The organism is Paraburkholderia sp. J41, assembly GCF_905220235.1.
Taxonomy (GTDB): domain Bacteria; phylum Pseudomonadota; class Gammaproteobacteria; order Burkholderiales; family Burkholderiaceae; genus Paraburkholderia.
In genome coordinates, this window is sequence record NZ_CAJMZE010000016.1 from 33,358 (window position 1) to 58,682 (window position 25,325).

A 25,325-nucleotide genomic window follows, 5' to 3' on the forward strand; every position below is an offset into this window, starting at 1 on the left:
AGTAGCCGTCGCAGCCCTAGATTCCCAAAACCGAATCCGCCGATTACTGTGGTTTGCTCGCTGGGCAGCGTTTGTTCAAGTCGGCATCCGCGATGCTCCCGACGACATAGCTACACAACAAAATTTCCAATTGCAAAAAAGGGTACAGATACTGTATAAATATACAGTATCGAGTGAGCATTTACTCGCTCCGAGCCAGCCCGAACTGCTAATGCGCGACTTCGAATAGGTCCAGATTCTTAGGCTTCCGCGTACGAGGTAGCGCGCCTGCCTGTCGGATGGATGTGACGACATCGCGCCAAGTGCGCTCAACGCCACTCTCGGTGGTGCGCGCGAGCAACGCTTTTTCAGAGCCTGTAAGCACACGAGGGGCAACGAGCCGCACGAAGTATGGCTGCACAAGTTCAGCGAAGAAGCTTACGGGATACAGCTTGCCGCCAGCCGCGTTCTGCTCCTGCACGCTTCGAACGATGGCAGTGACTTGCGAGGCGCCGAGTGGTTTGTTCGTTGCGAAGTTGCAGATTGAGGTCGGATTGACCGATAGCTGGCCAGACGTTGCCAACGACTTTGGCGACCGACACACGAGAGCGTAGTGAAATTCTTTGCGCCGCCCAGAAGGAAGAGTTGCCCTACTGGTCACGAGTGCGTGCTCCGGAAGCGGATGTTCTTCGCCGAACGCGTCAACAAAGGCAGTCCAGACGACAGTCTCGTCAGGCGCTGAATCGATTGCCTTGGCTTTACTAATCATTGGGGAGAAAAGAACCTTGAGCTTCTCACCGGTGCGCATCGCCATGTCGGCGTTACCGCCGAGCGATTGCCCGATTCCCCAAAAGAACAGCCCATTGCCCAGCGAGCGTTCCCACTCCTTACGTCGGATGATTAGCTGCAGTTGCTCACCGGACTCGGCGCCCATCTTGGTCCAGCAGAAACTACGCGGCAGTTGTTCCATATTGCGATTCCCCTCGTTGGGCGCAATTGTACCATATGGCTATTCAATAACGTGAGTTGAATACTATAATGAATAGATGCATGACGCTACCCCACACGATGTATTCGTTCAACTCAAGCAACTCCTGAGTACCGATACCAGGAGCGAATCTGCCATTGCTCGGGCGGCTGGCGTGAGCCAGCCATCGGTTTCCCGTTACAAGCGTGGAGTGGAACGACATCGCTGGGGAAAATCATTCATTAAGCTATGCAGCTTCTACGGCCTGAGCGTCCCGCTTCATGGAAGTCAGGCGCCCGAATACGAGCGTCAACTTCGCGATGCCATAATTGAAGTGTGGGATGGCAGCGCAAACCAAGCGAATGCACTTCTTGAACTACTGCGGAATCTGAAGCAGGTAACTACCAACTCATCCCTTGGAGCGCGTAATGGCTGAACATCCACGGATTCAACGAATATTCGGCGCGCTGGAGTCGGCTGGGTACCCCGTCAGGTTTCAACGTTCGTTGCTGCCGGAATGGGTGACTCCCGATGTCCTCCAGGATGAGGCGGTATCGACCGAAATTGCTGCCATCCTTGCGAAGCGCCTCAATCTGCGGACCAGCGGACTGTTCTCGCAGAATCCGTCCGTGGAGGAACTGCATCACTTCGATACGAAGTACAAGCGGTCTGTGAGCGCGAAATCAAAGGACCTCACGGCAGCCACATCTATCGCTGTAAGCGTTGCGGAAATGGTCGCGTACGCGTGTCCAATCCCGCACTCGGCATTTCCTGCGACGCCAGCGGAGATGCGAGCCAAGGTTCTAAGCTTCACGGGTAAATACATCGGCCTTCGAAACCTGCTCCTGGCGAGCTGGGCGCATGGTATTCCTGTCGTTTTCTTGGCCGAACTGGGACCAGATATTTCGAAGATGGACGGCATGGTCGTACACACCGAGTCCCGTCCAGTCATTCTGCTTTCCAAGAATTCGCCGTATTGGTCGTGGCAGCTTTTTATCTTGGCTCACGAAGTCGCACATTGCGCGCTGGGTCATGTACAGCCAGATGAGATTCTCGTAGACCAAGAGCTGGGTAGCGATTCTTACGCGTTGGCTGATGCTGACGATGACGAACAGGCGGCGGACCGCTTTGCGCTCGAAGTTTTGAATGGCCGGCCCGATGCGAACTACACATTGGGTGACCAAGTTGCTAACGCCGCCGAACTTGCGGATACGGCATATCGGGAGGGTCTCGCTAGTCAGGTGGACCCTGGGCACATTGTATTGAACCTTGCAAACCGGTCTGGCGATTGGGGCTTAGGTATGGCAGCGCTGAAGATACTGCATGGCAAAAACGAGTCGGCTCAAAGCGTCATCAACGGCGCCATGTGGATGAACATGGACGCACGCCGCCTGCCTCGGGAAAGCCTTGAGTACCTTGCCCAAGTGACTGGCACCGAAGTTGTACCTTCGTGAGCCGAACAAAATGATTTTGTTCGACAACGATGTCCTCCTGAAGCTTGCGACGTACGACCTCATTGACGAAGCACTGAATGCCCTTGAGCTTCGGCCCGAGCAGGTCTCTGTCCTGTCGACTGCCAAATACTCGCTATTGCCCGCAAAGAATCGGCTACTGCGCTGCAAAGACGAAGAAACCGCGGACCGGCTGGATGCATTCTTGAAAGCGTGCGCAGTTATCTCGCAAGATGCTATAGCGCCGGAGTTGGTCGACGAGCTTGCAAGCATTCAGTCGTTGGACTCCGGGGAGGCCGTCCTTTTCGCATATGCTGCGACCCACGACGATTCTGTTGTCGTGACGGGCGACAAACGTGCACTTTCGGCATTGATGAAGTCGCCCATCGCAGAGAAATTGCAAGGACGTGTGATGGCGCTGGAGTCCGTGTTTGAGGTGATGACCGCTCAGAATGTCGAGCCGATTCAGGTGAAGGTTCGCGCCAAACCTACCACGGACAAATCGCTGTCAAACGTATTCGGTAAGTCGTACGCAGCCTCGGCCGAAAGTGTCAGGGAAGGACTGAGGTCTTACATCAACCACATGGTCGGACAGACGGGCGACCTCTTGTGGAGACCGCCCGATAGCTAAAGGGTGCCGCAGAGCGAAGGCTCAGCGCTCAGTTCCGAACGAACACAGCGTAGGGAGCCTTCACGCGCGCGACGAGGCCGATTTCTTTTACAACACGTTCTTCGGGCGCGATGGGGATTTCGCGAGGCACGTAGTTGAAACAGCCCTTGTCCACCTGGAAGCGCATATAGTCGGTGGCCTTGCGTCCGCGATTCGGTCCAATTCCGACTTCGAGCTCGCCGAGGTCGACTTCGAACTCATCAATGCGAAGTTCGTCCAGGACTAGCGCGAACCGCGACCCACGGACCTCGATTCCTTTCGGAACGGGCTTCCAATCCACGCCATCATCGGAATACTCTTTCGCGACTTCAGGCGGCGCCGCGTGCTTTGAATTCATTTTGTTCATGACGATGAGCAATTGCCCGCCCGCAGCCTCGACCTGTTTCCCGAAAGGCTGCACCATCGACACTGGATGGCACGTGGAGCCGCCATATCCCCAGAATATGGCTCCGGCCTGGTCGTACTCCTTCTGCTTCCGGGCGATGATGTCCTCAATGGTCTCTTGCGCATGAAGACCGACCTTCATGAAAATCAAGCCGCCAGCGCCTAACACATTATTCATGCTTCGCCTCCGGAACCAGCTCGAGCTGGTAAAGATGGTCAGGTGCCTTGCCCCGGTTCAAGGTAGACACGTCGCGGACATACTGATACTTCAATGGCGACAGTTTGCCGTAGAAGTTCGCGCGTCGCTCACTGGACAGAGCATCTGACTGCGCAACCATCAAACCTGGCTCAATTCGCCGGAACAGTAGCGAGCAGGACCGAAGGTCGGGCGCGTCATCAAGGTGATACATGTGGAGCTGCGGCATCAGCTCGCTGACCACATACCCGAGCTGAAGGGCACGCGCTTGTGTATCGCGCAAAACCAGCTGAGTCCACGCAAGGTCCGGGTCATCGCCTATGACGACGATGCCAAGGCTTTTTTCGTTCGTTGCTTCGCTGCCCCGTTCCAAGAACGCTGTAACGCTTTGGCCACCGTTGCTCGCCCCCCAAGGCGGGTTAATGTGAAAGCCGTCATACCTCCCGAAATGCTCGGCCGGCAATGGGTCTGCCACGTTGTACAGGAACGCGTTGACTTCGACCTCGGGCGCAAGCTTTTCGCCAAACCTCCGAACGGAATTAACGATGCGTTCGTCGAAATCGAGCAGCGTAATAGACTTTGGTCCGTACGGAATTACCTTCGCAGTCTTTAAGTGGGCGGCGGACAGCGCAATCCCATCGCCGTCCCCAACAAAAACGACATCTTTGTCGTGAAACACCCGTGCTACATATTCCGCCTGAATCACCATATCCGCTACTTTCATGTAGATTTGGTCGAATTCGCGAATGGGCGGCGGCCGGTTCATTACTACGTCAGAAATCGCATTGATTGCCTTGCGCAAATCAAAGTCCATTGGTCTCTGCTCCCAGTATGGTTCTCTCTCACGCGGTTGCGTGGCTCATCTTGTGTCGATGGGGGATACGATGCGTCACGGTCCGGCCAGAAATAATACGACGAACTGCACAGCGTTCTAGTGAAATTTTTAAATGATTTAGCATTTTCCGGTATACGCTCGGACAATTTCCGCTATGGTTGAGCTATTAAAGTGCGAGTAATAGTTGCCGTTCAAAGTTGTCGAAGGGCATTCTGTGTCGGCCCGCAGCTCCAGTGCGAAGGCCAGCGCCGAACTGAGTGTAATACCCGACACGGTGCATCCGTCCACACTCGGACGGCTGACGGCTCCACAGCGTTGCGATTCTGTATCCCTCCTTGCGGAGCTCCACAATCCGTGGCCGCGGGTCAACGATGTCGAGAAACCGCACCGCCTCCAACGTTGTCACGCCACCGCGCATCTTCATCGCCTCGAGCAGGCGGGCGCGCTGATGCGCGGCGGTGTTCTCAGGCCAGTTGGCGATGATGCTGCTGAACGATGAATGGTCCAGCCGTCGGTTTTGTTTGTGCATTTGACGCTAACGTAGTGAAGATGAGACCCATTGTTGGCCACATGCTTCAAAACGTAGCTACCCAAATAGCGAGCGAATCGGGCGCCGAATCGTCCGGCCAAAATTCGGCCATTTTTGAGCCGATTTTGGCCGCCTGCTATTCAGAGGGATGGTCAGGCTCCAAACCGATTTCGCGACGGAGCATGTCCAGGTGGTCGACTGCGACAATCCTGTCAGTCTTATCTGGGAAGCGTTTGGCGAGCGCGAGCATCGCTTCGAATATCTCGCTGGTTGTCTGCGGCAGTGGGACCGCGGGGAGCACCTTCGGCGGGATGCTTGCCCGTGCAACCACGAGGTGCGCGAGGTTCTCGCTCTCGGCGGTTTGACGCCGTTTCTCTTCCACGTACCGCTCGATGGCGGCTCGCTCGACGTCGGTCAGGATTTTCCGCACGGCGCGCGATTCGGTGTCTTCCCAAACCCGCGCAGCGACCGTCGCGATGAACTTGTTCGGATAGTCTTCGCACATCTCGTAAAGCGCTCGGGCAAGGTGCAAAACGAATGTGCGCCGCTCCTCGAATGCCGGGCGGCCGGCAGAGCGCGTTTTGACAGCCGATGCTACATCGTCCAGGTGTCTGAACTGCTCAAAGAAACTCGCCTGGAGCTGGGACGGCACCCAGAAGGAAGTCTCAGCCAGAAGGGAAGACTCAAAGGCCTCCGCGCGCTTCATCACTGCCTGGACAGCTGCGGCAGTGGGCAACAGCTCGGACGGCTCGTCGTCGACACAAGCCACGAACGCGAGCGCGACCTGAGTAATCGCCGTGACCTGCAGCACGGTCCCCTTGCCGAACACAGACCGTTTGAAGAAGCTCCGTACAGTGGGCTGGTCCAGGAAGCTCTTATACCAGGCGGCCCCCGCTTTCTCCGCTTGGCTGAGCCGCAGGAAATGCCGAGCTTCTTCGCAGGTTGAGCGGAGGGTCTCATTTGCTTCGAGAACAATCATGTGTGCACCTTCAGGCCTTTCATGTCCGCGACACGGAGCGAAGTTTGTTCACGGACCGAGTTGACGTCATCGTTCGGCAAAGCCCTTCGCGGCCGCCATGACATCCGTCACCATCCCCGCTGCGAGTGCTTCGAGCGGCGTGCGTCTTCCTAGCGACCCCTTGGGTTGCGTGAAGAACTGCCACTTGCTCCAGCCCGGAAGAGACCCAAGCTCCTGCGTAACCTTTTGAAGCCGCTTCCGGTCGACCTCAAGACTCAGATAGAACGCCGGATAATACGTCGTCGGTCCGACTTCTACACCAAAGATTCTCCCAGCCTTGACCGCTTTGCTGAGCGCCTGCTTGGTGACGCCGAGATGCTCCAGAAAAGTCGCCGGTTTCATCAGGTGCTGCTCGCGCACCAACGCCTCGCGCCTCCGCAGGACATCATTCTCATCTGCATGTCCTCCGTATCCTGCAGCCGCCTGCTCAGCCTTCAGCACTGACCCTGGGGCCAAGTCGTACCTGACCAGCCGCTCGAGCTCATCATCGGACATCGCGGTGAGAGCATTCGCTTCACTCATATCGAGCCGGTCGACAAATATGGCGAGGCGGTTGAGCGCCGCCCTGCGTGCAGCCTCAACAGCGGTGTCCAGCGATGAGCGGGCAGCCTTCGATTGGACGCGAGTCATGGGTGACCTCCGGAAACAACCCATCTAAGTTTAGCTGAACCCGGACAATCGTCAACCAAGTCAACCAAATCAACCAAGTAATCCGTGTCGGGTCATGAATTTTTGTCAGGAATGACCGGCTGGGCCGTTGCGGCCCAAAAATGTTGAAACTGGAGCGGCCTAGCGAAAGTCGCGAGGCTTGCTAGCGTCAGCGTGTTAAGTCGCTCACGGAACGCGAGCTGACTGAATCCTCGCTAAGAGACTGCGGGCTGCCCGCCAAGAAACGCAAGCGGGTTGAGACCGATAGCGATGGTGCAACCAGATGGCACGCGTGCTCGGCCATCGGCTCCGTACTCAACGGCGGTCATGGCGCGCTCAGATAGAACCCCGATAGCCTCGCCCCGCTCGTTGAACACCGGGCCGCCGCTGGCGCCGGGATGCATTGCGTTGTCGATATACATGACATCGCATTCGAGGGTTCCGAGACCAGAGACCGTCGTCACCATGCGCCTGAGGTTGCCGATATGCCCTTGCTTGATGAGCGGCCCCGTCATGTCGGCCATGTAGCCCTTGCCCATCGCTGCTTTAAATTCGGCTGCGCCCTTTGTCTCGGGCTCGAGCAGTCGGTCGATGTCGAAAGGGAGGCGCAGCTCTTCTGAATAGCCTGCCAGGAAGACGCGCTGGCCAAGTCGGGGCGTATCCCCGAGCACAACCGGTATCCGAGGGACCTCGGTTGAAAACGGCTCTTTCGGATTCAGCATCGCGATGTCCAGCTGGACTGGCTGCGAGAATCCCGGGACCTGTATGTTCATGGAGCAAAGCTGGACCACATACTCTGCGACCGGCAGACCCTGGAACTTGCAGTATATCTTCAGCGCCGGGTCAGTGTAGTCGCTGTGTCGAATCGGGAACCGCCCGGTGACAACGTGCGCGGCCGTAATCACCTGACCGTTCGGAAGAAACGCGAAGCCTGAGCCCTCGCTGATTTTCTCGTCTTCAAGGAAGACCGTGATACAGCAGCAGGCTGGCGAGATTCGACTGTAGAGTTCTTCGAGCATCAGATATTCATAAGTGAGGGTTCAGGTTTTGGTCAGGCGGCGTGGACCGAAGTCGCGCTGCGCGGCCGGCGCCGCAGGCGACCAGACCTGCGTCATCTGTTCGCCTGCGTGGCCGCGCTCGCCACCGTCAATGATTGCCGAGGTTGTTCCCGCGGCTGGCGTTGCGCCTCGCACGCATCCGCTCTACGAAGCGCGCGTTGGCACTGAGCACCTTCCGCTCCGACTTCTCCGGCGGAGCAGCGGGTGCGGGCGCGGAAACGGGAACGATGATAGGTCCGCTCGTAAGGCCCAACGCTTCTGCCTGCTTCCTGCCCCAATCGCGGTCAATCTCTTCGTCGGCGTTTCTCTTAGCTGCCACCATCGACTCGCCCTTGAGTCCGCCCAAGTCGCCATTCGCGATGCGGGTGCGTTCAGCCTTGCCCACGCCAGTGTGCTGGGCCACCGTCGAAACGTGCTTCGCACTGACACGCCTTGCGTTCTCTTCTTCCAGCTTGCGCATAGAATCGGCCTCAGCAGTGAGGTTCAAATCGTCCCACATCAGGTTACCAACGCGGAGAGCATCCTCTTCAATAAGCCGGAGGAGGTTTTCCTCCCCATTAGGCATTTCCCAAATGAGGGCGTGGGGGCTCCCATCCAGCGCCTTGACCTTCACGACGAGAGGCTTCCGTTGAGGCTTAGGGGTCTTTACGTGTTCGGTCCACAAGGCGGTAAGCTCCGGCGATTCATACCGATAGCCCCCCGAGAAATGGACGAGGCCTCTGAGGACGGTGTACGGCTCCCAAGGAACAAACCTGCGAAACACCTCCCTCGGTGTGAGTTTTCGCGCGGCATCGCCGGTGCGTTTTAGCTGCGCGTGTTCCCACAGGGCCGCGGGTGTTCCTGAGTTGCCGTCCATAAGCATCTTGATGTCACGGAGTTTCGAACGGTCGCCGTGCAAATTGTGGTGTTGAATCGCGAGCCATAGGCACTTTTTGAACTTCTTGATTGGCATGGGGCGTTCCGTACGGGCTTTCCTGCGCTCCTCTTGGCGAACCTTGTCATTCTCACGGTCGTACCCGCCGGGCCACTTCCGCAGGATTTTCGCCATCATCGAATTGATGCTTTCGACAACCGCCTTCAGGTCACCGCGAGACGGCGGCGCAATTTCGAATCCCAATCTCATCTGGCCGCAGGCGACCTCGGCGTTCTTGTGAGCAGCGCCCGCGCCGTTGTCGACAAATATTCCGTCGATGGTTCCGGAAACCAAGCCATCGGCGGACTGGAGCCCCAGCTCTTTCGCGAGCTCCTCCTTATCCAAATAAATCGACGCGATGCATCGTCGGTATGCTTCAGCCTTTTCACCTCGTATGACTAGCTCTGCACCTAGGATGGTGCGGAAGTTGCGCGACACGGCCAGTATCACCTTGATGTGGATAGGTTTAACCTTCCCCTTCACGACAACCGCAATCGGGACCCTCGCAGTGAAGGCGTCGAGGTCTGCAATTTCGATTCGCCCCTGTGTGTAGGTGGTCGCCGTGCCAACTCTGGCTGCGTGCGTCTGCTCCTGAATAAGATGTCGGTTCCGCAAACTGAGCAGGTCGTCCCTGACTATCAGCGGGGTCGACTTCTTGAGGAAAGTATGCAAGGTTGGGGTCTGCCACTCAGGGACATCGATGTAGTGCTCCATGAGCCGGTCGTAAGCCTCCAGCTTGGTTTTACGCTCAACCGCCCAACACGTCTTGAGCGCGTCGCTCATCTGCTTTTCATCGTCGGAGCTGGTAGGCGCGCGCCGATAAGTTATGGGCTTGCCCGTCGCCTCGTGATGCCGCTTCTCACGCCGTTCCGCGGCGCTCAACCTGCCAGATTTGTTGACGAGCTTTCCGGTCCGCGACTGTCCTTTACATCCCTTCTTGTGGTGCTGAGCAAGCATCGCATTGGGAGCGCCGCCGAAGTGGCAGAATTGATGGAGTAGCTTGCAGACATACGTGGCCCATCCACGAAGCTTTCCAAGAGACTGGCAGACGTAGCGCAGTGCCTTTGCTCGCGCCGCTGAGTCGGTGACAACCTCATCGTCAAAGACGAAGTCGCTTGGGTTTCCCAAGCCTTTCGTGTCGCGGAAGCAGAACGCTCGAAGAATCCGGTCGCGCCGCTCGAAGCCTGTGAGTGAACTCTTGAGCTCTTTGGGCAGCTGCGTCAGAGGCAAGTTCATATAGTCAGGCGCGACAGACTCGTCGGTCCGGGCGATGTCGCTGAGCGGCTTATCGGCCGCATCCTCTGACCACACCTCCCAATCCCCTCGGCCGGTAGGAGCTGCATTGCGCTTAAGCCTGAGCACGTGGAGCTTCCTGTCGACCTGATTCCAGCAGATGGCCCTGTACCGCGCGGCCTCGCCGTCTCTCAATCGTTTGAATGGGGCGAAGCGGTACAGACCCTTGGGCCAGCGCTCCTCGACCTGATTCAGACGTTGCAGCATCTCTGGGTCGGCGGCCCGAGGCAACAATCCCGATACAGGTACGACCTTGTACGTTTCAGTGCAGGACATGGCTGCTCCTCATCGATGCGTTGCGATACAGACGGCTGGGAACCAGGCGGAACTCCTTATCGGTTTCAAGAAGGTAGTTGTGGTCGACCTGCAAAAAACCGTATGCGACTGCGGCGGCGAACAGGTGAATTGCCTTGTCATAGCTGATGTTCATATGGCGCGCGGAACGCTCCATCACCGCCTTCAGGCATCCCCGATTGCTACAACGGATGACAACGGGCGCAAAATCGCGAGCGGGCTCGTAAAGCGAAGGGAGATGCTGGTCGCGCGCGAACCCGAACACGGTCCGAAGGTTGCAGAACTCGATAATCGGCACCGCGTCGCCACGAACCAGCTCCCAAGTCCAGCCTCGCTCCGCCATCGCCGCGCGTTCTCGCTCCTCGCGCTCAAGGTCCTTCTCGTTAGGAACATGACGTGGACTCTTCACCGAAATCGCGTGATACCGTAACTTGAAGTCTGGCGGCAACGCATACGTGACGATGACATCGATGGTCATGATTTTGTTTCGCGCCAGCCGCTTGCCTTCGGCTTCCGCTTGCCAGTACGCCTGCCGGTCGTAGATTCCATACTGCTCGCGAATGTCGAGGACAGAAGGATGCATCGTCAGCTTCGTCAGCACGCGGTACTCGGACATGGATAGCGCCTGCATGAGCCGGTCAAACTTGAAGCCGGGCACAACCACGCGGGTGCTGTGGAGTGGCGTACGCGCTTTCAGGAGCGGTGTGAACTCTTCACCGTGCGGCCAGCCGAACGGGTCATATGCAGGGAGCAGAACGCTCTGCGGCACGACACAGGGTCTGACATCAAAGAACCGGAACGTCTCCTTGCCAGCGTCCGGCTTTGCAGATGGAGTGACCTGGTCTGCGACATAATCGTCGTGGAGCCACCTTCTGGCTGCCAGGTCGAAAGGTGACACATAGACTCTCCCGCGACGTCTGCGCACACCGGTATCGGATTGAGCTATCGTATCCATTCAAACCTCCACGTAGAAAAGTGATGTGCGCATCACGCCGCGCGTGAGCGCGTACGGGCCTTCCATTGCTCCTTGCTTTCCTTGTTCCTCGATACCGCCGCAAGTGACTCGCCGAGCCGGCCATTGAGGTGAGATTGGCCGAAAAGGTCTGAGCGTCTGAACCCACGTACGAGGACTCGCTTACAGATGCGTCCAGAGTATTGCGAGTCACGTAGCCGACGCCCCTGTTCGTCAATGTGACGCGCGAACTCAACGTCCAGCTTCTTGTCTCGCTCGATACCGAACTTCGGCACTGGAACGTCGACACCTGCTTCCGTTAGCCGCGCTCGGGAAAGAAATTGGCGAACGTGCCACGGGAAAAACTGCTGAAGCTGGTCGTGCGAGAGCTCTGGCCGCTGCTGCCGCAGTTCCGAGTAGCAAAGGATGTGGCGAGATTCGTCGCGGTCGAAGCACTCTTTTTGAGCAATCCGGCGATACGGGTACGTCCAGGAGAGCGGGAGGACTCGCGTGGAGGTTTCAGGCTTTTTGGGTTGCCCCTGCGGACGTCGAGGCCCTGCGTGAAACACATCTTCGACAGCACGCCATTTTCCGTAGAGCGCAATCAAAAGCATGATGGCTTCGGCCGGATGGCGAACGGCCTCGTCGCCTCTAAGCACTTTCGCGAACCGCATCGGGCCAACTCGATTCAACCCTGTCCGCCGTAGCGTCGGCGTCAACGGACTGGCATTAAAGAAATCAACGGCTGCGCGCTTGTCGACCTGGCCACTTGATACGATTCCATATTGAACAGTTGCCTGCTCGACTGCAGCCCTGATGCCGTCCTGGTCGAAGCGCGGCAGATAGTTTGAGTTGAGCAGTTGAGATGCTGCTTTCGCGACCTCAATCTCGATTTCCGCCTGCGCAGAGGAGAGACTGACAGCATCTCCGATGGGCTTGAGTCCGCAGCCGCAATGATGTCCGGCATGGAGGACTCTTTCCGGATTCATTGCGAAATCCATACATTCCTCGCAAGCCTCGTGAAGCGGGACACCGTGCTTGCCGCAGAACAGGAGCCCAGGTACGAGATGGTCGCGTCGCCAGAACGGATTGCCGCAGCATGCAATGTCCTCTTTCATGCATTCGGGACAACGGAGCAGCCGAACTTTCGACCAGCCGCTCCGCGGCCCATTCATCCCTAGCTTTGCCTGGAGCCCATGGTGTGGGTCGCCGAGGAAATGGGCCTTCACAAAGAGATGGTCATCGGTCTCAAGGAAGCGGGCCGTCAACGGCAGCAGTGTGTTGTGTTCGAGAACGTCTTCGACAGAACCCACTGTGTCGCCGAGAAGCTCGATGACCGGTCTTTGGCCACTTGGCAGCAACCAGGACTTACTCGACAGGTTGTGCTTCGCGTATCTCCTGAGCCGTCGGAGGTACAGGGTGAACATCTCGCCGCGACAGATAGACAAACCTATCGCGGGCCGATAAAGCCTCTTATAGGTAGCCATAGCGCCCCGGGTCAGCGATGCCGGTTGAACTTCTGGACGGTCTCCACGCGCAGCCTAGCCTGGCGGGACACCGACGCGATGTCGCGAGGCAGCCCTTCGACCATGTTGCGCTCCGCCGCCCGCTCGAAGCGCCGGCTCACGAACACCTCCCTGGCTGCGGGCCGCTGGACCGGATTCGGAGCGCGACGCAGACTGCGCGTGACGCGGTCGAACAGATAGTCGTTCATCCCATAGGCCAACCGCATCTGATACGCCGAAGGCAACGGCTCCCTACCGCCTGCACGCTCGCGCATGTCAACGGCGTTCCCGCGAATCGTGCTCAAGACGCTTTCGGGAATCGCGTGTGTGCGACGCGGGTTATACGGACGGCGCGCCGGCCTCTGATTTGCCAGCAGCCATGGCCGGTCATTGCGGTAGAGCCACATCCAGAGACCCAGAGCGGTGCGACGCAGCTGGGTGCGGCTGGCGGTCGGAGCGGCAATGGAATGGTCCAGCCAACGCCGACGATGAACGTCTCTCGACAGCCGCTCTTCCATCGACGCGTGGTATCCGAGGGGCGCGCGCGATGGCTTCTGACGGATGGGCTCGATTTCGTGCGCGGTCCAATCCATCAGCACAAGAATCGACGCCGGCGCGGCTCGGTCGACTCTGTTCGCAGCACGGATACAGCTTTCGATGATGTGCCAATCGGCAGCGAGCTGGGTCAAGCGTGCATCTTCGAATCCCTCGGAGAAGAGGCCAAGGAATTGAGGACGGAGCTCCCTCAACCGCAGCCTTCCCCCTTCCGTCGCATAGCCTTTAGCTTGCAGGTTCTCGTGGATGCGCGACCACAACGCTCCGGGCGCCGTATTCTGATGTATAGACCATGCAAGTCGTGCGTACCGCAACGAGTTGGCTTCACGAGCCTGGCCGCGATTCTGCGAGAGCAGGATTTCGAGCGAGCTGCACTCGCTGTCACAGACCAGCTTGCACCCATGCCACGGGCAACGAGTTGCGTATGGGATGCAGTGCGCCACGTAAGAGATGCGGCGGCCGGCTACCATGGTCGCCTCCAGTGCACACTCGGGGCATTGCAGACCGAACCGGTTCCCGCACTCGAATCCTGGCATCAGCTTGGGATACTTCGTGCGGGTGATGGTGCCGAAGACGACGTGCTCAGCGGTGCGTTCAGCCATGGCGGCCTCCATTCCTACGGTAGCGAAGCGATGCAGGGTGTGGTCGGCGAGCAGGTCGCGCTCATCGCCGTAAGCGGAAGACGTCGCGTCGCAGAACTGCTGCACGCGGCATGGGAGGCTCCCATACAGGAGCGCGCCACGTCGGATACCTGTTCTCAACAGCTTGCGCACTGCGTGCGTGCCGCTCGTCTTCGCAACCATGTCGGCAATGCTGGTCACCGACTCGCCCGGCCATGCCGGGAATTGCACTCGCACATCGTGGATAGCCTTGGTCATGATGCTTCTCCCATGACGGGCAATAACAGCGCGGACACCATGGGTTCGTCATTCGGCGCGATAAGCATCATCGCCGAATCGATGGGCAACCAATCAGCAAAGCGCATGGCTGTCACCCGGCTAACCTTCGCCTTTTGCTTGACCATGGCGACGAGGGCGAGCGCCTTGCATTCCATCACGAGCGCCTTCCTGGCAAAACCGTTCAGCGCCTCCGGAGTGAGCGCATTACCCCACTGGCCCTTGTCCATATCTCGAACGTGACGCCCCAATTTGAACAGCAGGTCCGTGTGTCCCGCGCAGTGCGTAAACATCTCCCGGACAAACCAGTCGGGCCGTGCCGCACCAAACGCATCTGCAAAATAGTTCTGCCACGTGTATTCCGAATAGAGCTCCCAATGCGGGTCCTCTTTGCCGAAGGGCTCGATGATGCAGGCGCCATGGCTGTAAAGAGAGGCGGCGGAAACGCCGAGCTCGACCAGCGACGCCGCAGCGCCGGGTGTCCCGACACACACAACCGGAATCCCGGTGAGAGTCGCAAACTGACCCAGCTCCATGAGCACGAGCGGTGCGCCAGACTGAGCCATGGCCTTTGCGGTTATGCCAGTGATGAGCAGGACCCCCAGGTTCTGCTGTATTCCGAGAGCGGCCAAAGAATGCGCACAATCTTCCGGGTTGCGATGGAAGGCGCCCCTGACTTCGTCTGCGAATCCCGTTATTACTACGCCGTCCAGTTTCCGGAGCAGCGTCTTGACGAAGCGACGTGGTGAACCGTTCGGCGGAAACTCGACGGTCAGGGATTTCAGCCGGTTTACGCGAATCGGCTGCCCAGTCGGCGTGTCAACGTCGAAACTCGCCGAACCGGTTCCGACGAAGTCTTCGACAGCGGCTACGAACGAGTGCATGCCCATGGCGGAGGGTATGGATACGAACATGCCTCTGGGACCTGCCGTTCGAACTGAGATAGGTAGGGCCGGAATGTTGTGGCCATGCGAGTCAGCCGTGTCCGCAAGATGCACCGACGCACGCATCAGGAGCTGCTGAAATGCGAAGTCAGCAGGGTTGCGCTCCTGTGTGCTCTGAAAGATGGCTTCCGCAAGCGCTTTCACCAGTTCAGTCAGCGCCTCTGTCGGAAAGAGTGCAGAAGCGTCGGAATCGATACGGCCGTCGGCGCCGCGCTCCGGCGCGATGGTCATGCGGTCGGCAACCGAGTCGTGGTCATCCCACTGCGGAACGTAATTCAAACAGGGGTTGTATCGGACTATCAATTCCCCGTTTCGATAGTCCAGCTCGATAATTTCGTTGGAAGGTTCCCGCTTCATGACCGGCTCCCTTCGAATTGCCCCCCGATGTACAGGGGCTGCCTGTGAATCACGGCGCGCGATTTCCTCGCATTGCGCGTATTGCATCCGAAATGGCTACGGCCCGGCGCGAATGAGCGACGGAATCGTAAAGATGGGCAACGAATGGGAAGGCCACCGCCGATTTTCGAATTCGAACCGGATTCGTTAAATGGCGGGTCCGCGAGCATGATTGCTTTAGGAAAGAATTCAGTATGGGCAACATGAATACCGGGCATTTCAGCCTCCGAGGTTAATTTGGCCGAATGTCTCCCTGCCTTTCAAAAAAAGCATGCGAAAACATTGACAGCCCAATCAACTCGTGAGACCTTACGCCTTGTCTAGGGGCGCAAGGTTTTTCTCACGAGGTGAGTGAAAACTGGTCTAAGTCAAAAAGGGATGGTTGCTGCCATCCCTTTTTGCATTTTTGCGTCGGCTATTCCCGGCACCAATATTCGAAATTTTGCGCTCGGGTTGTAAATGCCGGCGGGCACGCGCGCCAGAAGTTCGCGGCTTGCAGAGCACGCTTTTGGGAATCGTGGGTCGAGAGCTGTCGGCGGAACTCATGACAGCAAAGGCGCGAAAACCTGTCGGGGCGGCCTACAGGATGTCGCCAACAACCAGACGAAGAAGTCCGGTCTTGATGGGTGGTCGGCCGTGGCCGAGCGGACGCTTCCAGCATGACTACGTTCCTCAGGTTGACCGAGGCGCCCCGGCCATGGGAGTCCCTACGCGCTCTGTGGCGAGGAGCTCCCCCAGAGGGGGCACCAATACACCCGGGCTGAACTCACCGGATGCCCGTCTTGCTCAGTCGCAGTCGACTTATCAACTGCGAACTAGCACTACCTAGTAATCTCTCAAAAATTCCTTGGTGTGGACTTTGTATAGTTCACCATGGAATTCTTCGGTTCTTATCTTCTATCTACCTCCGGTTCGTTAAGTTGAGAACATACTAACGACCATTTTCTGTTCGTCAACAGTTTTTAGGTGCAGCATTCCGCCAATTTGCATTACCCCCTTATTGGACGGGAGTTAGCCGGGGAATTATTTTTATATCAATGTGCAAGTCTCCCTTCGTCGCGGCGACAACATGGCCTGTTGGAGCTTTGCAAAGAAAACGGCGCTGAGTTGACTAGAAAAACTGCACCATTTTTCTTGGCGCATTTCACGGTATAGTATTAACTATTCTTTAATTGATATACGTATAGCGTTAAATAAACACGGAGTCGTTTTCACGAAAATCCGGATGTCTGTCAGTTAATGCGTGTAGTAAGCTTATCTGCGAGATGTCGCCACTCGTCCGACGTTGCCGCCCAGAGGCCATGGGGAACAATGACTGCATTACTGCGCAGGGGAACGGGCACACTGCAGGCATCACACTCGAGCACGATGAGCTGGCGCGGCTGGCGGCGCTGTACGTCGGCATCAAGGTGCTCGCGTCGTCCTACCGCAGCGTGCAACTTGCCGCGCCGCAATACCCGATTTCCTCGCGCGGTAGCGCCGATGACCCGATTACGCAGCCGTTGCGGAAGGATGTCCGAGATGGTTTTCATGTCCAGCGCCGGGAGCCATACCGAATTGAGCACGATGCCGACCTGTTCGAGCGGTTCTACCATATCGGCGAGGTACGTCAGATGCCGACATTCTGACCATCGACATGGCTCAGCCGCAGCGAGTTGCGTGCGGGTCACGGTGCGTGGGACGACGACGCCCTCCACCGTTAGATATAGCACTCGTTCGGGAAACATGTTGACCACCTCCAGAAAGAGGCAGATGCACACCGGGAATGACCGGCGATACACTCTCAAGAGATGCGCGGAAGGCATTCTGACCGAAACGTCCGCCCTGTATTCGGGGGAGTTTTTCGGTCAGGAACCTCTCGGGAGAGTGCGCTTTTTTTCGCACTGAAGCTTAGGCAATCGGTTGGAAAAATCAACTATTTATGAGCGAAGCTGACACCCCCTGGTCGAGACTTGCCTCGCGAGCGACGCGTGTGGCGTTGACCCGAAAGGACATGACCTATAGCGCTCTGGTCGATGCGCTCACGCGTGACGGAGTGAGCGGCGGGGAGCGCGCTATCGTCTCGAAGATTTCCCGTGGCACGCTGCGGACAAGTATGTTTTTGCACATCCTTGCGGCAACAAACGCCCAACTTCCAGAGCGCTGGATGTCGGCGATGCGTCAAGATGGTACGTGGGAGGAGCGTGCAAGGAGAGTGTTCGAGGCGGAACTGGCACGACAGCCGTCGATTGACGTGAACGACATCGCCGGGCGGCTCGCCCGGCTGGGAGCGGCCGTGTCGGCGTCCTCGTTGGAAGCGCAACTGCGGGGTGGCCTGCTGCCGCTCAGCGTGTTCATCCAGCTGCTTCATCTGCTCAACTCGGAGTCTCTCGACCGCTTCATCGACCAGAGCGACATGGTCTACGCCGCAAGAAGCGCGGTTGAGGTGGACAACGCATAAATCTGCTTCTCCTTGCGGTTTCAAATCGTTGTACTACAGTGACTTCAGGTGCGAAAAATTTCGCACTTTCTAGCGGCCCGAGGAAGCAGAACAAAGGGGGGCCAGCGTAAAACATTCTTTGCTTCAGGAGCGCAGCTGGTCACGCGTTGTAGCCTGCCCGAAATCATCGGGCGCTCACCGGCGACAGTCGTCTACCAGCAACCAGGAAGAGGCCAAGCTCCTCTACTGGCTCGCACACAGCACGAACCGACCGCAAACAGCTCCCTCGCTGGAGTTGCTCCTGCACGCCCTTGGACTGAACAGATAGCGCCGTTGCCACTACGCGGTCGCTGGCTTTCCCGTCTCCACTCGCTGCAGCTCAGGGGCATCGTGCTTAGCGCCTGCAGCAGTGTCTGGAGGTCATCATGCCTATCTGGCAAGTAGCACCGGTGAAAATGGAGCCACAACTCGCTTTGATTTCCTGGGAAATCCTTGAGACCGATTCACACACGCGCCACTTCGTTGGCGTCGATGTTCGAGACCGTTCGGGACGAGTCAGCTCCGCGATAACGCATTTCGACGCCGTCGCTCGCAAGGGCGTAACGCAGTCGGGGCGTATCTACGAGCTGTGCGGGCCGTCAAGCCACTCGAGAGAGGCGGAGTACGTTTGGAAACGCTGGTGCAAGTGGAACGGTGTCGTCGAGTTCTCGGACGTCACTTCGCTTGTTTTTACGGAGTTACAGCCATGACGTTTCCTACCGAAAGGACACAGGCAATTCTCGAAACTCGAGATTTTCTACAGCTGCTGGCGGACGCCGAATCTATCGAAGTCGCCGGGCTTGTTCAGTCGGTTGCACTTGCGCTGCTGAGACACCTCCCCGTGCGGGACGACCTCGAGGCCAGCGCGCTGATATTGCCGGAAATCTGGGCCGCGCCGTCCGATATAGACCGCATCAGGCGACGAAGTGCTCCGGCCGACGTCATGATGTTTGCGCGCTAACTGACCACCTGGCTACTAACCAACATGGAGTCGTCCATGCCGAACGCAAATGCTTTGGACTGGCCGGCCTTGCTCGGCACACGCGAGCAAGCTGTAAAGCAGGGCCACCTGATACTCCCAGACGCGATGAGCGAGGCGCTTGATGTGCCGCGCATCAGGCTGCAGAAGATGCTCCGCCGCGGTGAGCTGTTTGCTATTTTTGTTGAAGGTCGCCCGTACATTCCGTCCTTCCTAGTTGCCGACGACTCAACGAGAAAGCGGCTGTGGGAGCTATGCAAGATTTTGTATCCAGCGCCGGCAGAGGCGAGACTCGGCTGGCTTCATACTGCGCGGGCGTCAACCTGGAGTTTGAGGCCCGTCGACTGCCTGTGTGATGCTAAGCGCTACGACTGCGTACGCTTCCTCGCGAAAGCCTGGGCATCAGAATGGTCCAGAACCATCGTCTCCGTGTATCCCGGCGAGACTCTCGACCGTAGTGAGACAGCTGCCGAGCCTCTGTATCGGGCCGTCCTTGAAATCGACCCTCGTATAAATCTGTGGACGCGGGTCATCGCTACGGTTGGGGCGAACGAGCGGTGGAACGGGAGAGCCCCGGTAGGCCGCATGATGGTTTCCGTGAGTCGGCTCGCACCTCCTGACTCACGCCTGTTCGAAGCCGCACTGATACTGACGCCTGCCGACGCCGGACACTCACTCGCCATTCAGTCCACTGCCGGAGAGAGCTATCTGTTGCCGTTGCCCGCCCGAACGACCGCTGGCAATATTCCAGCACTCATCCGTTATGTCGCAGCTCATATGCGGGCAGGAGGACGGTCAGGCGGCATGACGCTCATGGACGCGGCAGACGTGCTCGGTATCGGTCTTCATGAAGCTCGCGGGCTGGTATCTGCGAGTCGCCTAGAGCAACTTGACTCTCGTGCCAGCGGCAGGCGCGGCATTCGGGTGACAGTCGGTTCGGTCAGGTCGTTGCGCCTGGCCGAAAGCATTTACTATCGAACTGGTACGTTGTCCCAGTGAGCCGGAAAGTCGGACCGAGGGACGTGGCTCAGAGGCCCATCTCCGCGACGTCCGCATGAGCGTGCGCACGGACGGAGAGCAACTCGTTCTCCGAATCGCATAGCGCGAGCCAGCCCAAGCGGATTGCCGCGGCTACGCCGGATGGCACCGAGTGCGCCTACTCACTCATGCAGCGACGCCGTTATACCCCGACCTTGATTGGACACTCAGCGGCAACCAGCTTTAAATCGCTGTCACTTAGCAAATTCGGATTAGGAAGCAGAAGAAGCTTCTCAAGAATCTCGTTCGGCTCGTATGTCTTTTCGGCTACAAAAGCGAGGAAGTGAATGCGCTGCTGCACGAACGGTGCAGCTTTCCCGAGACACTCCGGCTCGTATAAGCCGCGAATCGGCTGCCACTGCCCATCGTGAAGCCAGCAGTGAACCAATTCTCGTGGCATACGATTTGGTCCATATGCAATTTGCGCGTAATCCCAAGGGTCGCCGCCGTTCAGATACGCTCGCATATCAACCAGGATGACGTGAATGCGACCGTCAGGCTCGGGGAATTTCGTGGCCCCGACACCGTCGAAAACTTTCGCGCCTATCTTTTGTTGGGCCAGCAACATCTCACCCTCTTCGCTTTCCTTATTCTCGTCAGCAGTGTTCCCCACGTTCGGCGAACTGAGGAATCTCGATACGAAGGGGCCGTCCTCGACTGTTGCCCTCTTCACCGCCTCGCTTGGTCTGATGCTCGTCAACTCGAAGAGCCAGTCCGCGTTTCCGGGCACACGGAAGTCGATTACCGTATCGCCGACGCCGGCACGAAATTCGTATTCTGGCGCCGGCCCTTGATTGAGAAGAGCATGTGCAAACCGTGCCTCAAACAGCAAGGGCATGTTATCGCTGCAGAGGCCGCCATCTCGCTCGATGCGGTCAACGAGTGGCTTTGCCCACGTAACTGAGGATAGTTCGGGCAATACGCGCTCCATAGCCCGCGCTTCACGCTCACTCAAAGTCTCGCCCCACATCACGCCCTCCGCTTGTCTTGCGATGATGGTCTGTGCTGTATGGCTGACAACACTCAATCACGCGCGCTCAAATACTACGGTAGCCGCCAAGCAAAGCCGAGAATGCAGTGCTTCTCGCATGCCAGCGTAAGCTATATTACCAAGCGCAAACAGCACGCATCGGCTCGTTCTTGGCACGGGGTAACGCCAGTCATACGTCGCGTCATTCGATTTGCATATACAGTTTTCCACACCGCAAGCGCTGACGTGAATCGACACTTGTTTCTCCTTGCCGCCAGTTTTGCGCGGCCGTAAAGCACACGGAGCACGTTCGCTCAATCGTATGCCCCAACGAAAGGTTTTTTCAGAGACACATGGAACAGGAATGGTTTGAACTGCGGGAGGCGCGGCGCCGCACATTGACGACTTCAAGCTGGGTACCGCTGCGCGCAAGTATCACGACAGAAAGCGGTGAGTATGCGTATCTGGGTTGGAACAAGACCTACTTCGGGCTCGGTTCAGTCGCGTGCGCGGTAGAGGACAGGGAGCATGCCCAAGAGCTGGGTTGGATGGATGCCGGCATAAGCCACTCGCATGGTCCGGATGCGAGTGGCGACGAATACCATTCGGTCGAGTTGTTCCGTGAAAGTAATGACTTCGTGGGCCTCAACTTGGTGCTTGAGCAGCCAGGCTTCGGGTCGAAAGATAAAGAATGGCATTTGAACCAGGACTTGGTGATAGCCCTTGGTCTCTTTCGGGAAGGAGACGTATGGGTTCGCCCGTCTGAGGGATATGTTGAAGTTGCGAAGTTGACTCGCAATCTCGGCCGCCCCTGTGAGCTGAAAATTCGCACGGAGTATTTGAAGGACTATCTTGCGGCGCGGAGGATGGGACTCTTCACGTCTATCTACACCGACCGCGACGAAATCCTGGCCGACGTGTCACACATCAAGTGGGAGGGCGGCAAGGCCTCGGTAAAAGAAGATGGGATTGAGTGGGAAGGCATCGTTATGCCGATTCACGCAGGCAATGGTCACCGGTTTGGGTCGGAGACAGCCGTTTTTCATATCGCGAACAATAGCGAAGCGCGACACGACGATGTGCCGGCATTCTCGTTTCCCGCAGGAGACAACGCAAAGAGTCGGCAATGGCGCGTGAAGGCCGAGGGAGACAAGTTATTCCGGGTTATAGGCAAACTGTGGAAGAGCGAATGGATTGCGCCCGCTGACCGCAGTCCCCGGGTTCGCCGAGACCCGATGCCTGCTACGGTGTACTTTCTGACCGACGCATCGGGGAAGCGCGAGAGCCGTGACACCCTAGCCGCGCAAGGTCGGTGGCTGTGGTTCAAGCCCGACGTCGTCAATGCGCTGCTGCGGTTCAGAGATAGCCGCCTTCTGTGGTACACGCAGGATACGGGAGAGGTGGGAGCCAATGCGGACTCGACGGTGCACTTCGGCATCAATGCACTTGGGTTGGTCAACGTGTACGCCAAGGACATGGGGCTGCTCGATGACTGGCAACAGCAGGTCTGGGCAGCGTACACGGTCGCACCCGAAGGCGGAGTGTCAGCGGAGCTCTGGGCATCGCAGATGGACGCATCGCCAGTCGAAACTCAAGCCCCCGAGAAATTTCTTCCAGAGGTTCTGGAATTCGTAAATTTAGCCTTCGAGAGACACTACGGCACCGCACTTTTCCGACCACATCAAGAGTATTCAGACATCGTCGGCAGGTGCCACCGATTCAGAGGCCTTGACCAGGAGGGTTTGCTCGCCCTCGCCAAGGACCTGGCCCGCCTCACCGCCGACAGTATCGACGCACAATCGTTGCAAAAAATCGTCTCCCCTCCGAAAGGGGAAAAATGGGGGTCGCTCAAGTCACTGGAAAAGGTTGTGGCGACTCTCCTTCCAGAAGAACGGGCCCGCGAAGTCACCGGCCCGCTGTTCGGCACATACGACCTTCGGTTGGCGGATGCTCATCTTGCTGGCAAGGACCTCTCGCAGGCTTACGAGAGTGCGCGAATTGACCGCGAGCGGCTGCATATTTTCCAGTCTTGGCAACTTTTGGACTCGTTCGTGCGCTCTCTCGCAACCATCGGCAGAGCGGTCGAAAAGGCGAGGAATGCCTCAGAAGCTTCTGGCGCGGCCCCGACTGAGAGCTAGCGCGAGCCGACGCGTCCGCTGAACGCGCTTCACGAGCCGGCGGCTTCAGGCAGCCAGACGGTGTTCGTAGTACGGCCGGTCTCGGTCATCTGGCATGTCCTGAAGCGCTTTCAGGTTTTTAGGGTCCGGATTTAGCCAGGCTTCGACGTGTTCAGGCTTGATGGGAACGATGCAGCGGTCATGGCCCGCCGCTGCAACCTCAGATGGCGGCTCGTCGGTGATAGCCGCGAACGAATATAGGTCCTGCTCGCCCGTAGCCGTCCAATGCGACCAGAGGCAAGCGACGAGCATCTGCTGTGCGTTAGTCATCGCCCTTGGCTGCAAGCAACTGGTGCGCGCGCTTCATCACCCACACCACTTCAGCCTGCGAAAGGTCCCATGCGCCAGCGTCAACCTTCAATCGCATCCCTTTCTCGGCTCGAGCCAACGCCACGTCCGGCGACAGGCCGGCCGTAGCGACCTTACGCGATGCATATTGGAAGAGCTGGTCGGCGAGGTCATCGCATATGTCGTAGCGTTCCAGCAGTTCTTCATCGGTGGGCCCGCTGACATAGCGACCGTCGACTTCTCGAACGAGGAGCTTCGGTTGAACGCCAGTCACGGAGCCAAGCTCAGGCTCTCTCGGAAATTCGTCAGGCACGTGTCGGTCAGCCATTCCGTCCTCCATCGAGTTGCGAACGCCACGCTAAATAGTACGCCGCATACCGCGGCTTGCTAGCTCCGCCAGCGTCTGCGCCGAGGCACGCCGGAATGTGACGGGCCACATGACAGGCGTCGTTGACCACGAGACGCCTGCCAGAAATACTGTATAAATACACAGCATTAAGGGGGAGTTCTCGCGGCGAACCGCCGATTACCCGATTCGCCGACGCCATCGCTCGATGAACTCCGCGCGCTCTGGGCCGCCCATCGGTCCGGCAGCAGCCAGGATGAGACCGTTCGGCGCCTGATTCTTGAAATCGTCAGGCTTCGCCGTCTAATGTACGAACTAGATGCGTTGTGCGGTGCCGTTCGGTCCGCGTGGAAGGAGGAAACCCGTTCGCATCTGATTGCGCTGGAGAAGATGCGGGTGCTCTTCAACGATGAGCGGTCGCGCCAAGGCGGACATTCCAGCGAGTCGCCGCCGGCACCGCTTGACTCATGGAGACGCTACCCCTGAGGTGACCGTACACATCGCCGGGAGAAACTGGGTAGGTGCTCTCGGGAAGGGGCTACACTCGATTGATACCCGTGACCGGAGAGCCATAATGGATACGGAAGATAGAGTCACAACAGGAGCATCTCTCGGTGAAGCTCTTTCGGTCGCCGATGCGGCGAAGCTGCTCTTTGTTTCTCGGCCGCATGTACTGAAGCTCCTCGAGAAGGGAAAGCTGGAACTACGCCACGAAACGGCCTCGGAGCAACTCGTCACGAGGGCATCGGTTCAGCGTTACCAAGCGGAACGGGAGGCTGCGGCGCGAGCCTATCAAGACTCAGCCTCGAACGAGGAATAAGCGGGCCGCTACGCTCGCCGGGCTGGGCGCGATTCAGCTTGCTTCCCTTTAGGGCAGCAAAACTTGGCTTTTTGCTAGCTTACAGGCAAGCAGATGGATAAACGGATGAGGCAGCTCAAACTTGAGCAGGTGCAGGCACTGACTGAAGCCTATGGCGATTTGGCAAAACGTCGTGCTCCTCAGCGGGGTTGGATGAAGCTCATTCGAGAGACGCTTGGGATGACCGAGCGCCAGCGAGCCTCCCGTGCAGGTATCTCGCCATCCACACTACATAAGGCGGAGCAAGCCGAGGCTGAGGGGCGAATTACGCTTCAGCGATTGCGCAGATTGGCAGACGAGTTGGACTGCGAGCTTGTCTATGCTCTCGTACCCCGCAAACCGCTCTCGAAGGTGGTCGAAGAGCGAGCGCGAGAGATTGCCATGCAGGAAGTGAGCGGAGTGGCGCACTCCATGGCTTTGGAGAACCAGCGCCCAACGTCGTCTCGACTTCGGAAGCAGGTCGAGCAGCGCATGGAAGAACTGCTCCGGGGGCCTTGGTCCGACCTCTGGCGATGATGCCGTTGCAATGGAGGCAGCTAACATCTGGCTACCCACATGACGGCGGCGTACAGGCATCTGATTCCAGCTTAGCTGGCGCAAACGCGCCAGCTAAACGCAGTGTGGTTAGTAACTGCCCATCATTCAGTACGCATCTAGGTATCCATCAGCGCCGTCACTTGACATCGGTCCACCGCATCAGAAAAGAAGTCCAGTTCACGAAAGCTCG

At 58.0% G+C, this 25,325-nt stretch carries 23 protein-coding genes and 1 pseudogene; 8 read left to right on the plus strand and 16 right to left on the minus strand.

The window, feature by feature from the left end:
- Positions 1-208 precede the first annotated feature (208 nt).
- The gene (locus tag U5805_RS17905; RefSeq protein ID WP_322104831.1) at positions 209-949 is read right to left on the minus strand and encodes a hypothetical protein; all 741 of its coding nucleotides are present in this window, start codon (positions 947-949) and stop codon (positions 209-211) included.
- A 425-nt stretch (positions 950-1,374) separates the two neighbouring features.
- On the opposite strand from U5805_RS17905, the gene U5805_RS17910 reads away from it, so the two are divergent.
- Both U5805_RS17910 and U5805_RS17915 read left to right on the plus strand, forming a co-directional pair.
- Positions 1,375-2,400, plus strand: a complete 1,026-nt coding sequence (locus U5805_RS17910) for a hypothetical protein (protein ID WP_322104832.1) — start codon at positions 1,375-1,377, stop codon at positions 2,398-2,400.
- A 10-nt stretch (positions 2,401-2,410) separates the two neighbouring features.
- Positions 2,411-3,028 carry a hypothetical protein gene (locus tag U5805_RS17915; protein ID WP_322104833.1) on the plus strand — a complete coding sequence of 206 codons (618 nt, stop codon included), beginning with the start codon at positions 2,411-2,413 and terminating at the stop codon, positions 3,026-3,028.
- 28 nt (positions 3,029-3,056) lie between these two features.
- Here U5805_RS17915 and U5805_RS17920 read toward each other — a convergent pair whose 3' ends face one another.
- From U5805_RS17920 to U5805_RS31840, 12 genes are all read right to left on the minus strand, one after another.
- Entirely contained in the window at positions 3,057-3,629 is a 573-nt protein-coding gene (locus tag U5805_RS17920; RefSeq protein ID WP_322104834.1) for a hypothetical protein, read from the minus strand.
- Positions 3,622-4,461 (minus strand): bis-aminopropyl spermidine synthase family protein, encoded by an 840-nt coding sequence (locus U5805_RS17925; protein ID WP_322104835.1) that lies wholly within the window; start codon positions 4,459-4,461, stop codon positions 3,622-3,624. The genes U5805_RS17920 and U5805_RS17925 overlap by 8 nt, the downstream gene beginning before the upstream one ends.
- Before the next feature lie 187 nt (positions 4,462-4,648).
- Positions 4,649-5,011, minus strand: coding sequence for a helix-turn-helix domain-containing protein (locus U5805_RS17930; RefSeq protein WP_322104836.1), 363 nt, complete (start codon positions 5,009-5,011; stop codon positions 4,649-4,651).
- A 136-nt stretch (positions 5,012-5,147) separates the two neighbouring features.
- The gene (locus tag U5805_RS17935) at positions 5,148-5,990 is read right to left on the minus strand and encodes a hypothetical protein (RefSeq protein ID WP_322104837.1); all 843 of its coding nucleotides are present in this window, start codon (positions 5,988-5,990) and stop codon (positions 5,148-5,150) included.
- 66 nt (positions 5,991-6,056) lie between these two features.
- Positions 6,057-6,659, minus strand: a complete 603-nt coding sequence (locus tag U5805_RS17940; RefSeq protein WP_322104838.1) for a hypothetical protein — start codon at positions 6,657-6,659, stop codon at positions 6,057-6,059.
- Positions 6,660-6,892: 233 nt separating this feature from the next.
- Complete coding sequence (locus U5805_RS17945) at positions 6,893-7,696, minus strand: serine protease (RefSeq protein ID WP_322104839.1); 804 nt, start codon at positions 7,694-7,696, stop codon at positions 6,893-6,895.
- A gap of 127 nt (positions 7,697-7,823) precedes the next feature.
- Positions 7,824-10,217, minus strand: a complete 2,394-nt coding sequence (locus U5805_RS17950) for a hypothetical protein (protein ID WP_322104840.1) — start codon at positions 10,215-10,217, stop codon at positions 7,824-7,826.
- Complete coding sequence (locus U5805_RS17955; RefSeq protein WP_322104841.1) at positions 10,204-11,190, minus strand: TnsA endonuclease N-terminal domain-containing protein; 987 nt, start codon at positions 11,188-11,190, stop codon at positions 10,204-10,206. Before U5805_RS17955 ends, U5805_RS17950 begins: the two co-directional genes overlap by 14 nt.
- Positions 11,191-11,222: 32 nt before the next feature.
- On the minus strand, positions 11,223-12,614 hold the full coding sequence (locus tag U5805_RS17960; RefSeq protein ID WP_322104842.1) for a TniQ family protein: 1,392 nt from the start codon (positions 12,612-12,614) through the stop codon (positions 11,223-11,225).
- A 71-nt stretch (positions 12,615-12,685) separates the two neighbouring features.
- A complete protein-coding gene (locus tag U5805_RS17965) occupies positions 12,686-14,125 on the minus strand; it encodes a TnsD family Tn7-like transposition protein (protein ID WP_322104843.1) in 1,440 nt (479 codons plus the stop codon).
- Positions 14,122-15,444 (minus strand): hypothetical protein, encoded by a 1,323-nt coding sequence (locus tag U5805_RS17970; protein ID WP_322104844.1) that lies wholly within the window; start codon positions 15,442-15,444, stop codon positions 14,122-14,124. The genes U5805_RS17965 and U5805_RS17970 overlap by 4 nt, the downstream gene beginning before the upstream one ends.
- A gap of 1,271 nt (positions 15,445-16,715) precedes the next feature.
- On the minus strand, positions 16,716-17,288 hold the full coding sequence (locus U5805_RS31840) for an HAD domain-containing protein (RefSeq protein WP_415914627.1): 573 nt from the start codon (positions 17,286-17,288) through the stop codon (positions 16,716-16,718).
- A gap of 116 nt (positions 17,289-17,404) precedes the next feature.
- On the opposite strand from U5805_RS31840, the gene U5805_RS17980 reads away from it, so the two are divergent.
- From U5805_RS17980 to U5805_RS17990, 3 genes are all read left to right on the plus strand, one after another.
- Positions 17,405-17,923 (plus strand): DUF6471 domain-containing protein, encoded by a 519-nt coding sequence (locus U5805_RS17980; RefSeq protein WP_322104846.1) that lies wholly within the window; start codon positions 17,405-17,407, stop codon positions 17,921-17,923.
- Positions 17,924-18,647: 724 nt separating this feature from the next.
- Positions 18,648-18,902 carry a BPSL0761 family protein gene (locus U5805_RS17985; RefSeq protein WP_322104847.1) on the plus strand — a complete coding sequence of 85 codons (255 nt, stop codon included), beginning with the start codon at positions 18,648-18,650 and terminating at the stop codon, positions 18,900-18,902.
- 36 nt (positions 18,903-18,938) lie between these two features.
- Positions 18,939-19,919, plus strand: coding sequence for a hypothetical protein (locus tag U5805_RS17990; RefSeq protein ID WP_322104848.1), 981 nt, complete (start codon positions 18,939-18,941; stop codon positions 19,917-19,919).
- 181 nt (positions 19,920-20,100) lie between these two features.
- Here the strand turns inward: U5805_RS17990 and U5805_RS17995 are convergent, their stop codons facing one another.
- Complete coding sequence (locus U5805_RS17995; RefSeq protein ID WP_322104849.1) at positions 20,101-20,985, minus strand: hypothetical protein; 885 nt, start codon at positions 20,983-20,985, stop codon at positions 20,101-20,103.
- Positions 20,986-21,281: 296 nt separating this feature from the next.
- On the opposite strand from U5805_RS17995, the gene U5805_RS18000 reads away from it, so the two are divergent.
- The gene (locus tag U5805_RS18000; protein ID WP_322104850.1) at positions 21,282-23,066 is read left to right on the plus strand and encodes a hypothetical protein; all 1,785 of its coding nucleotides are present in this window, start codon (positions 21,282-21,284) and stop codon (positions 23,064-23,066) included.
- 45 nt (positions 23,067-23,111) lie between these two features.
- Here the strand turns inward: U5805_RS18000 and U5805_RS18005 are convergent.
- Together U5805_RS18005 and U5805_RS18010 are read right to left on the minus strand one after the other, a co-directional pair.
- A pseudogene (locus U5805_RS18005) lies at positions 23,112-23,363 on the minus strand (SOS response-associated peptidase family protein); the annotation flags it as partial.
- A 4-nt stretch (positions 23,364-23,367) separates the two neighbouring features.
- The gene (locus tag U5805_RS18010; protein ID WP_322104851.1) at positions 23,368-23,721 is read right to left on the minus strand and encodes a hypothetical protein; all 354 of its coding nucleotides are present in this window, start codon (positions 23,719-23,721) and stop codon (positions 23,368-23,370) included.
- Between the two features lie 592 nt (positions 23,722-24,313).
- Here U5805_RS18010 and U5805_RS18015 point away from each other — a divergent pair.
- A complete protein-coding gene (locus U5805_RS18015) occupies positions 24,314-24,559 on the plus strand; it encodes a hypothetical protein (protein ID WP_322104852.1) in 246 nt (81 codons plus the stop codon).
- A 93-nt stretch (positions 24,560-24,652) separates the two neighbouring features.
- Entirely contained in the window at positions 24,653-25,114 is a 462-nt protein-coding gene (locus tag U5805_RS18020; RefSeq protein WP_322104853.1) for a mobile mystery protein A, read from the plus strand.
- The last annotated feature ends 211 nt before the right edge of the window (positions 25,115-25,325 follow it).

What these genes read in the sequence shown, in the direction of transcription:
- U5805_RS17965 (WP_322104843.1), bottom strand. Translation starts at nt 14,125, where the DNA reads ATGACCAAGGCTATCCACGATGTGCGAGTGCAATTCCCGGCATGGCCG.
- U5805_RS31840 (WP_415914627.1), bottom strand. Translation starts at nt 17,288, where the DNA reads ATGCCTTCCGCGCATCTCTTGAGAGTGTATCGCCGGTCATTCCCGGTG.
- U5805_RS17950 (WP_322104840.1), bottom strand. Translation starts at nt 10,217, where the DNA reads ATGTCCTGCACTGAAACGTACAAGGTCGTACCTGTATCGGGATTGTTG.
- U5805_RS17940 (WP_322104838.1), bottom strand. Translation starts at nt 6,659, where the DNA reads ATGACTCGCGTCCAATCGAAGGCTGCCCGCTCATCGCTGGACACCGCT.
- U5805_RS17905 (WP_322104831.1), bottom strand. Translation starts at nt 949, where the DNA reads ATGGAACAACTGCCGCGTAGTTTCTGCTGGACCAAGATGGGCGCCGAG.
- U5805_RS18000 (WP_322104850.1), top strand. Translation starts at nt 21,282, where the DNA reads ATGGAACAGGAATGGTTTGAACTGCGGGAGGCGCGGCGCCGCACATTG.
- U5805_RS17955 (WP_322104841.1), bottom strand. Translation starts at nt 11,190, where the DNA reads ATGGATACGATAGCTCAATCCGATACCGGTGTGCGCAGACGTCGCGGG.
- U5805_RS17960 (WP_322104842.1), bottom strand. Translation starts at nt 12,614, where the DNA reads ATGTTCACCCTGTACCTCCGACGGCTCAGGAGATACGCGAAGCACAAC.
- U5805_RS18015 (WP_322104852.1), top strand. Translation starts at nt 24,314, where the DNA reads ATGGATACGGAAGATAGAGTCACAACAGGAGCATCTCTCGGTGAAGCT.
- U5805_RS17920 (WP_322104834.1), bottom strand. Translation starts at nt 3,629, where the DNA reads ATGAATAATGTGTTAGGCGCTGGCGGCTTGATTTTCATGAAGGTCGGT.
- U5805_RS17930 (WP_322104836.1), bottom strand. Translation starts at nt 5,011, where the DNA reads ATGCACAAACAAAACCGACGGCTGGACCATTCATCGTTCAGCAGCATC.
- U5805_RS18010 (WP_322104851.1), bottom strand. Translation starts at nt 23,721, where the DNA reads ATGGCTGACCGACACGTGCCTGACGAATTTCCGAGAGAGCCTGAGCTT.
- U5805_RS17945 (WP_322104839.1), bottom strand. Translation starts at nt 7,696, where the DNA reads ATGCTCGAAGAACTCTACAGTCGAATCTCGCCAGCCTGCTGCTGTATC.
- U5805_RS17925 (WP_322104835.1), bottom strand. Translation starts at nt 4,461, where the DNA reads ATGGACTTTGATTTGCGCAAGGCAATCAATGCGATTTCTGACGTAGTA.
- U5805_RS17935 (WP_322104837.1), bottom strand. Translation starts at nt 5,990, where the DNA reads ATGATTGTTCTCGAAGCAAATGAGACCCTCCGCTCAACCTGCGAAGAA.
- U5805_RS17970 (WP_322104844.1), bottom strand. Translation starts at nt 15,444, where the DNA reads ATGAAGCGGGAACCTTCCAACGAAATTATCGAGCTGGACTATCGAAAC.
- U5805_RS18020 (WP_322104853.1), top strand. Translation starts at nt 24,653, where the DNA reads ATGGATAAACGGATGAGGCAGCTCAAACTTGAGCAGGTGCAGGCACTG.
- U5805_RS17985 (WP_322104847.1), top strand. Translation starts at nt 18,648, where the DNA reads ATGACGTTTCCTACCGAAAGGACACAGGCAATTCTCGAAACTCGAGAT.
- U5805_RS17990 (WP_322104848.1), top strand. Translation starts at nt 18,939, where the DNA reads ATGCCGAACGCAAATGCTTTGGACTGGCCGGCCTTGCTCGGCACACGC.
- U5805_RS17915 (WP_322104833.1), top strand. Translation starts at nt 2,411, where the DNA reads ATGATTTTGTTCGACAACGATGTCCTCCTGAAGCTTGCGACGTACGAC.
- U5805_RS17910 (WP_322104832.1), top strand. Translation starts at nt 1,375, where the DNA reads ATGGCTGAACATCCACGGATTCAACGAATATTCGGCGCGCTGGAGTCG.
- U5805_RS17980 (WP_322104846.1), top strand. Translation starts at nt 17,405, where the DNA reads ATGAGCGAAGCTGACACCCCCTGGTCGAGACTTGCCTCGCGAGCGACG.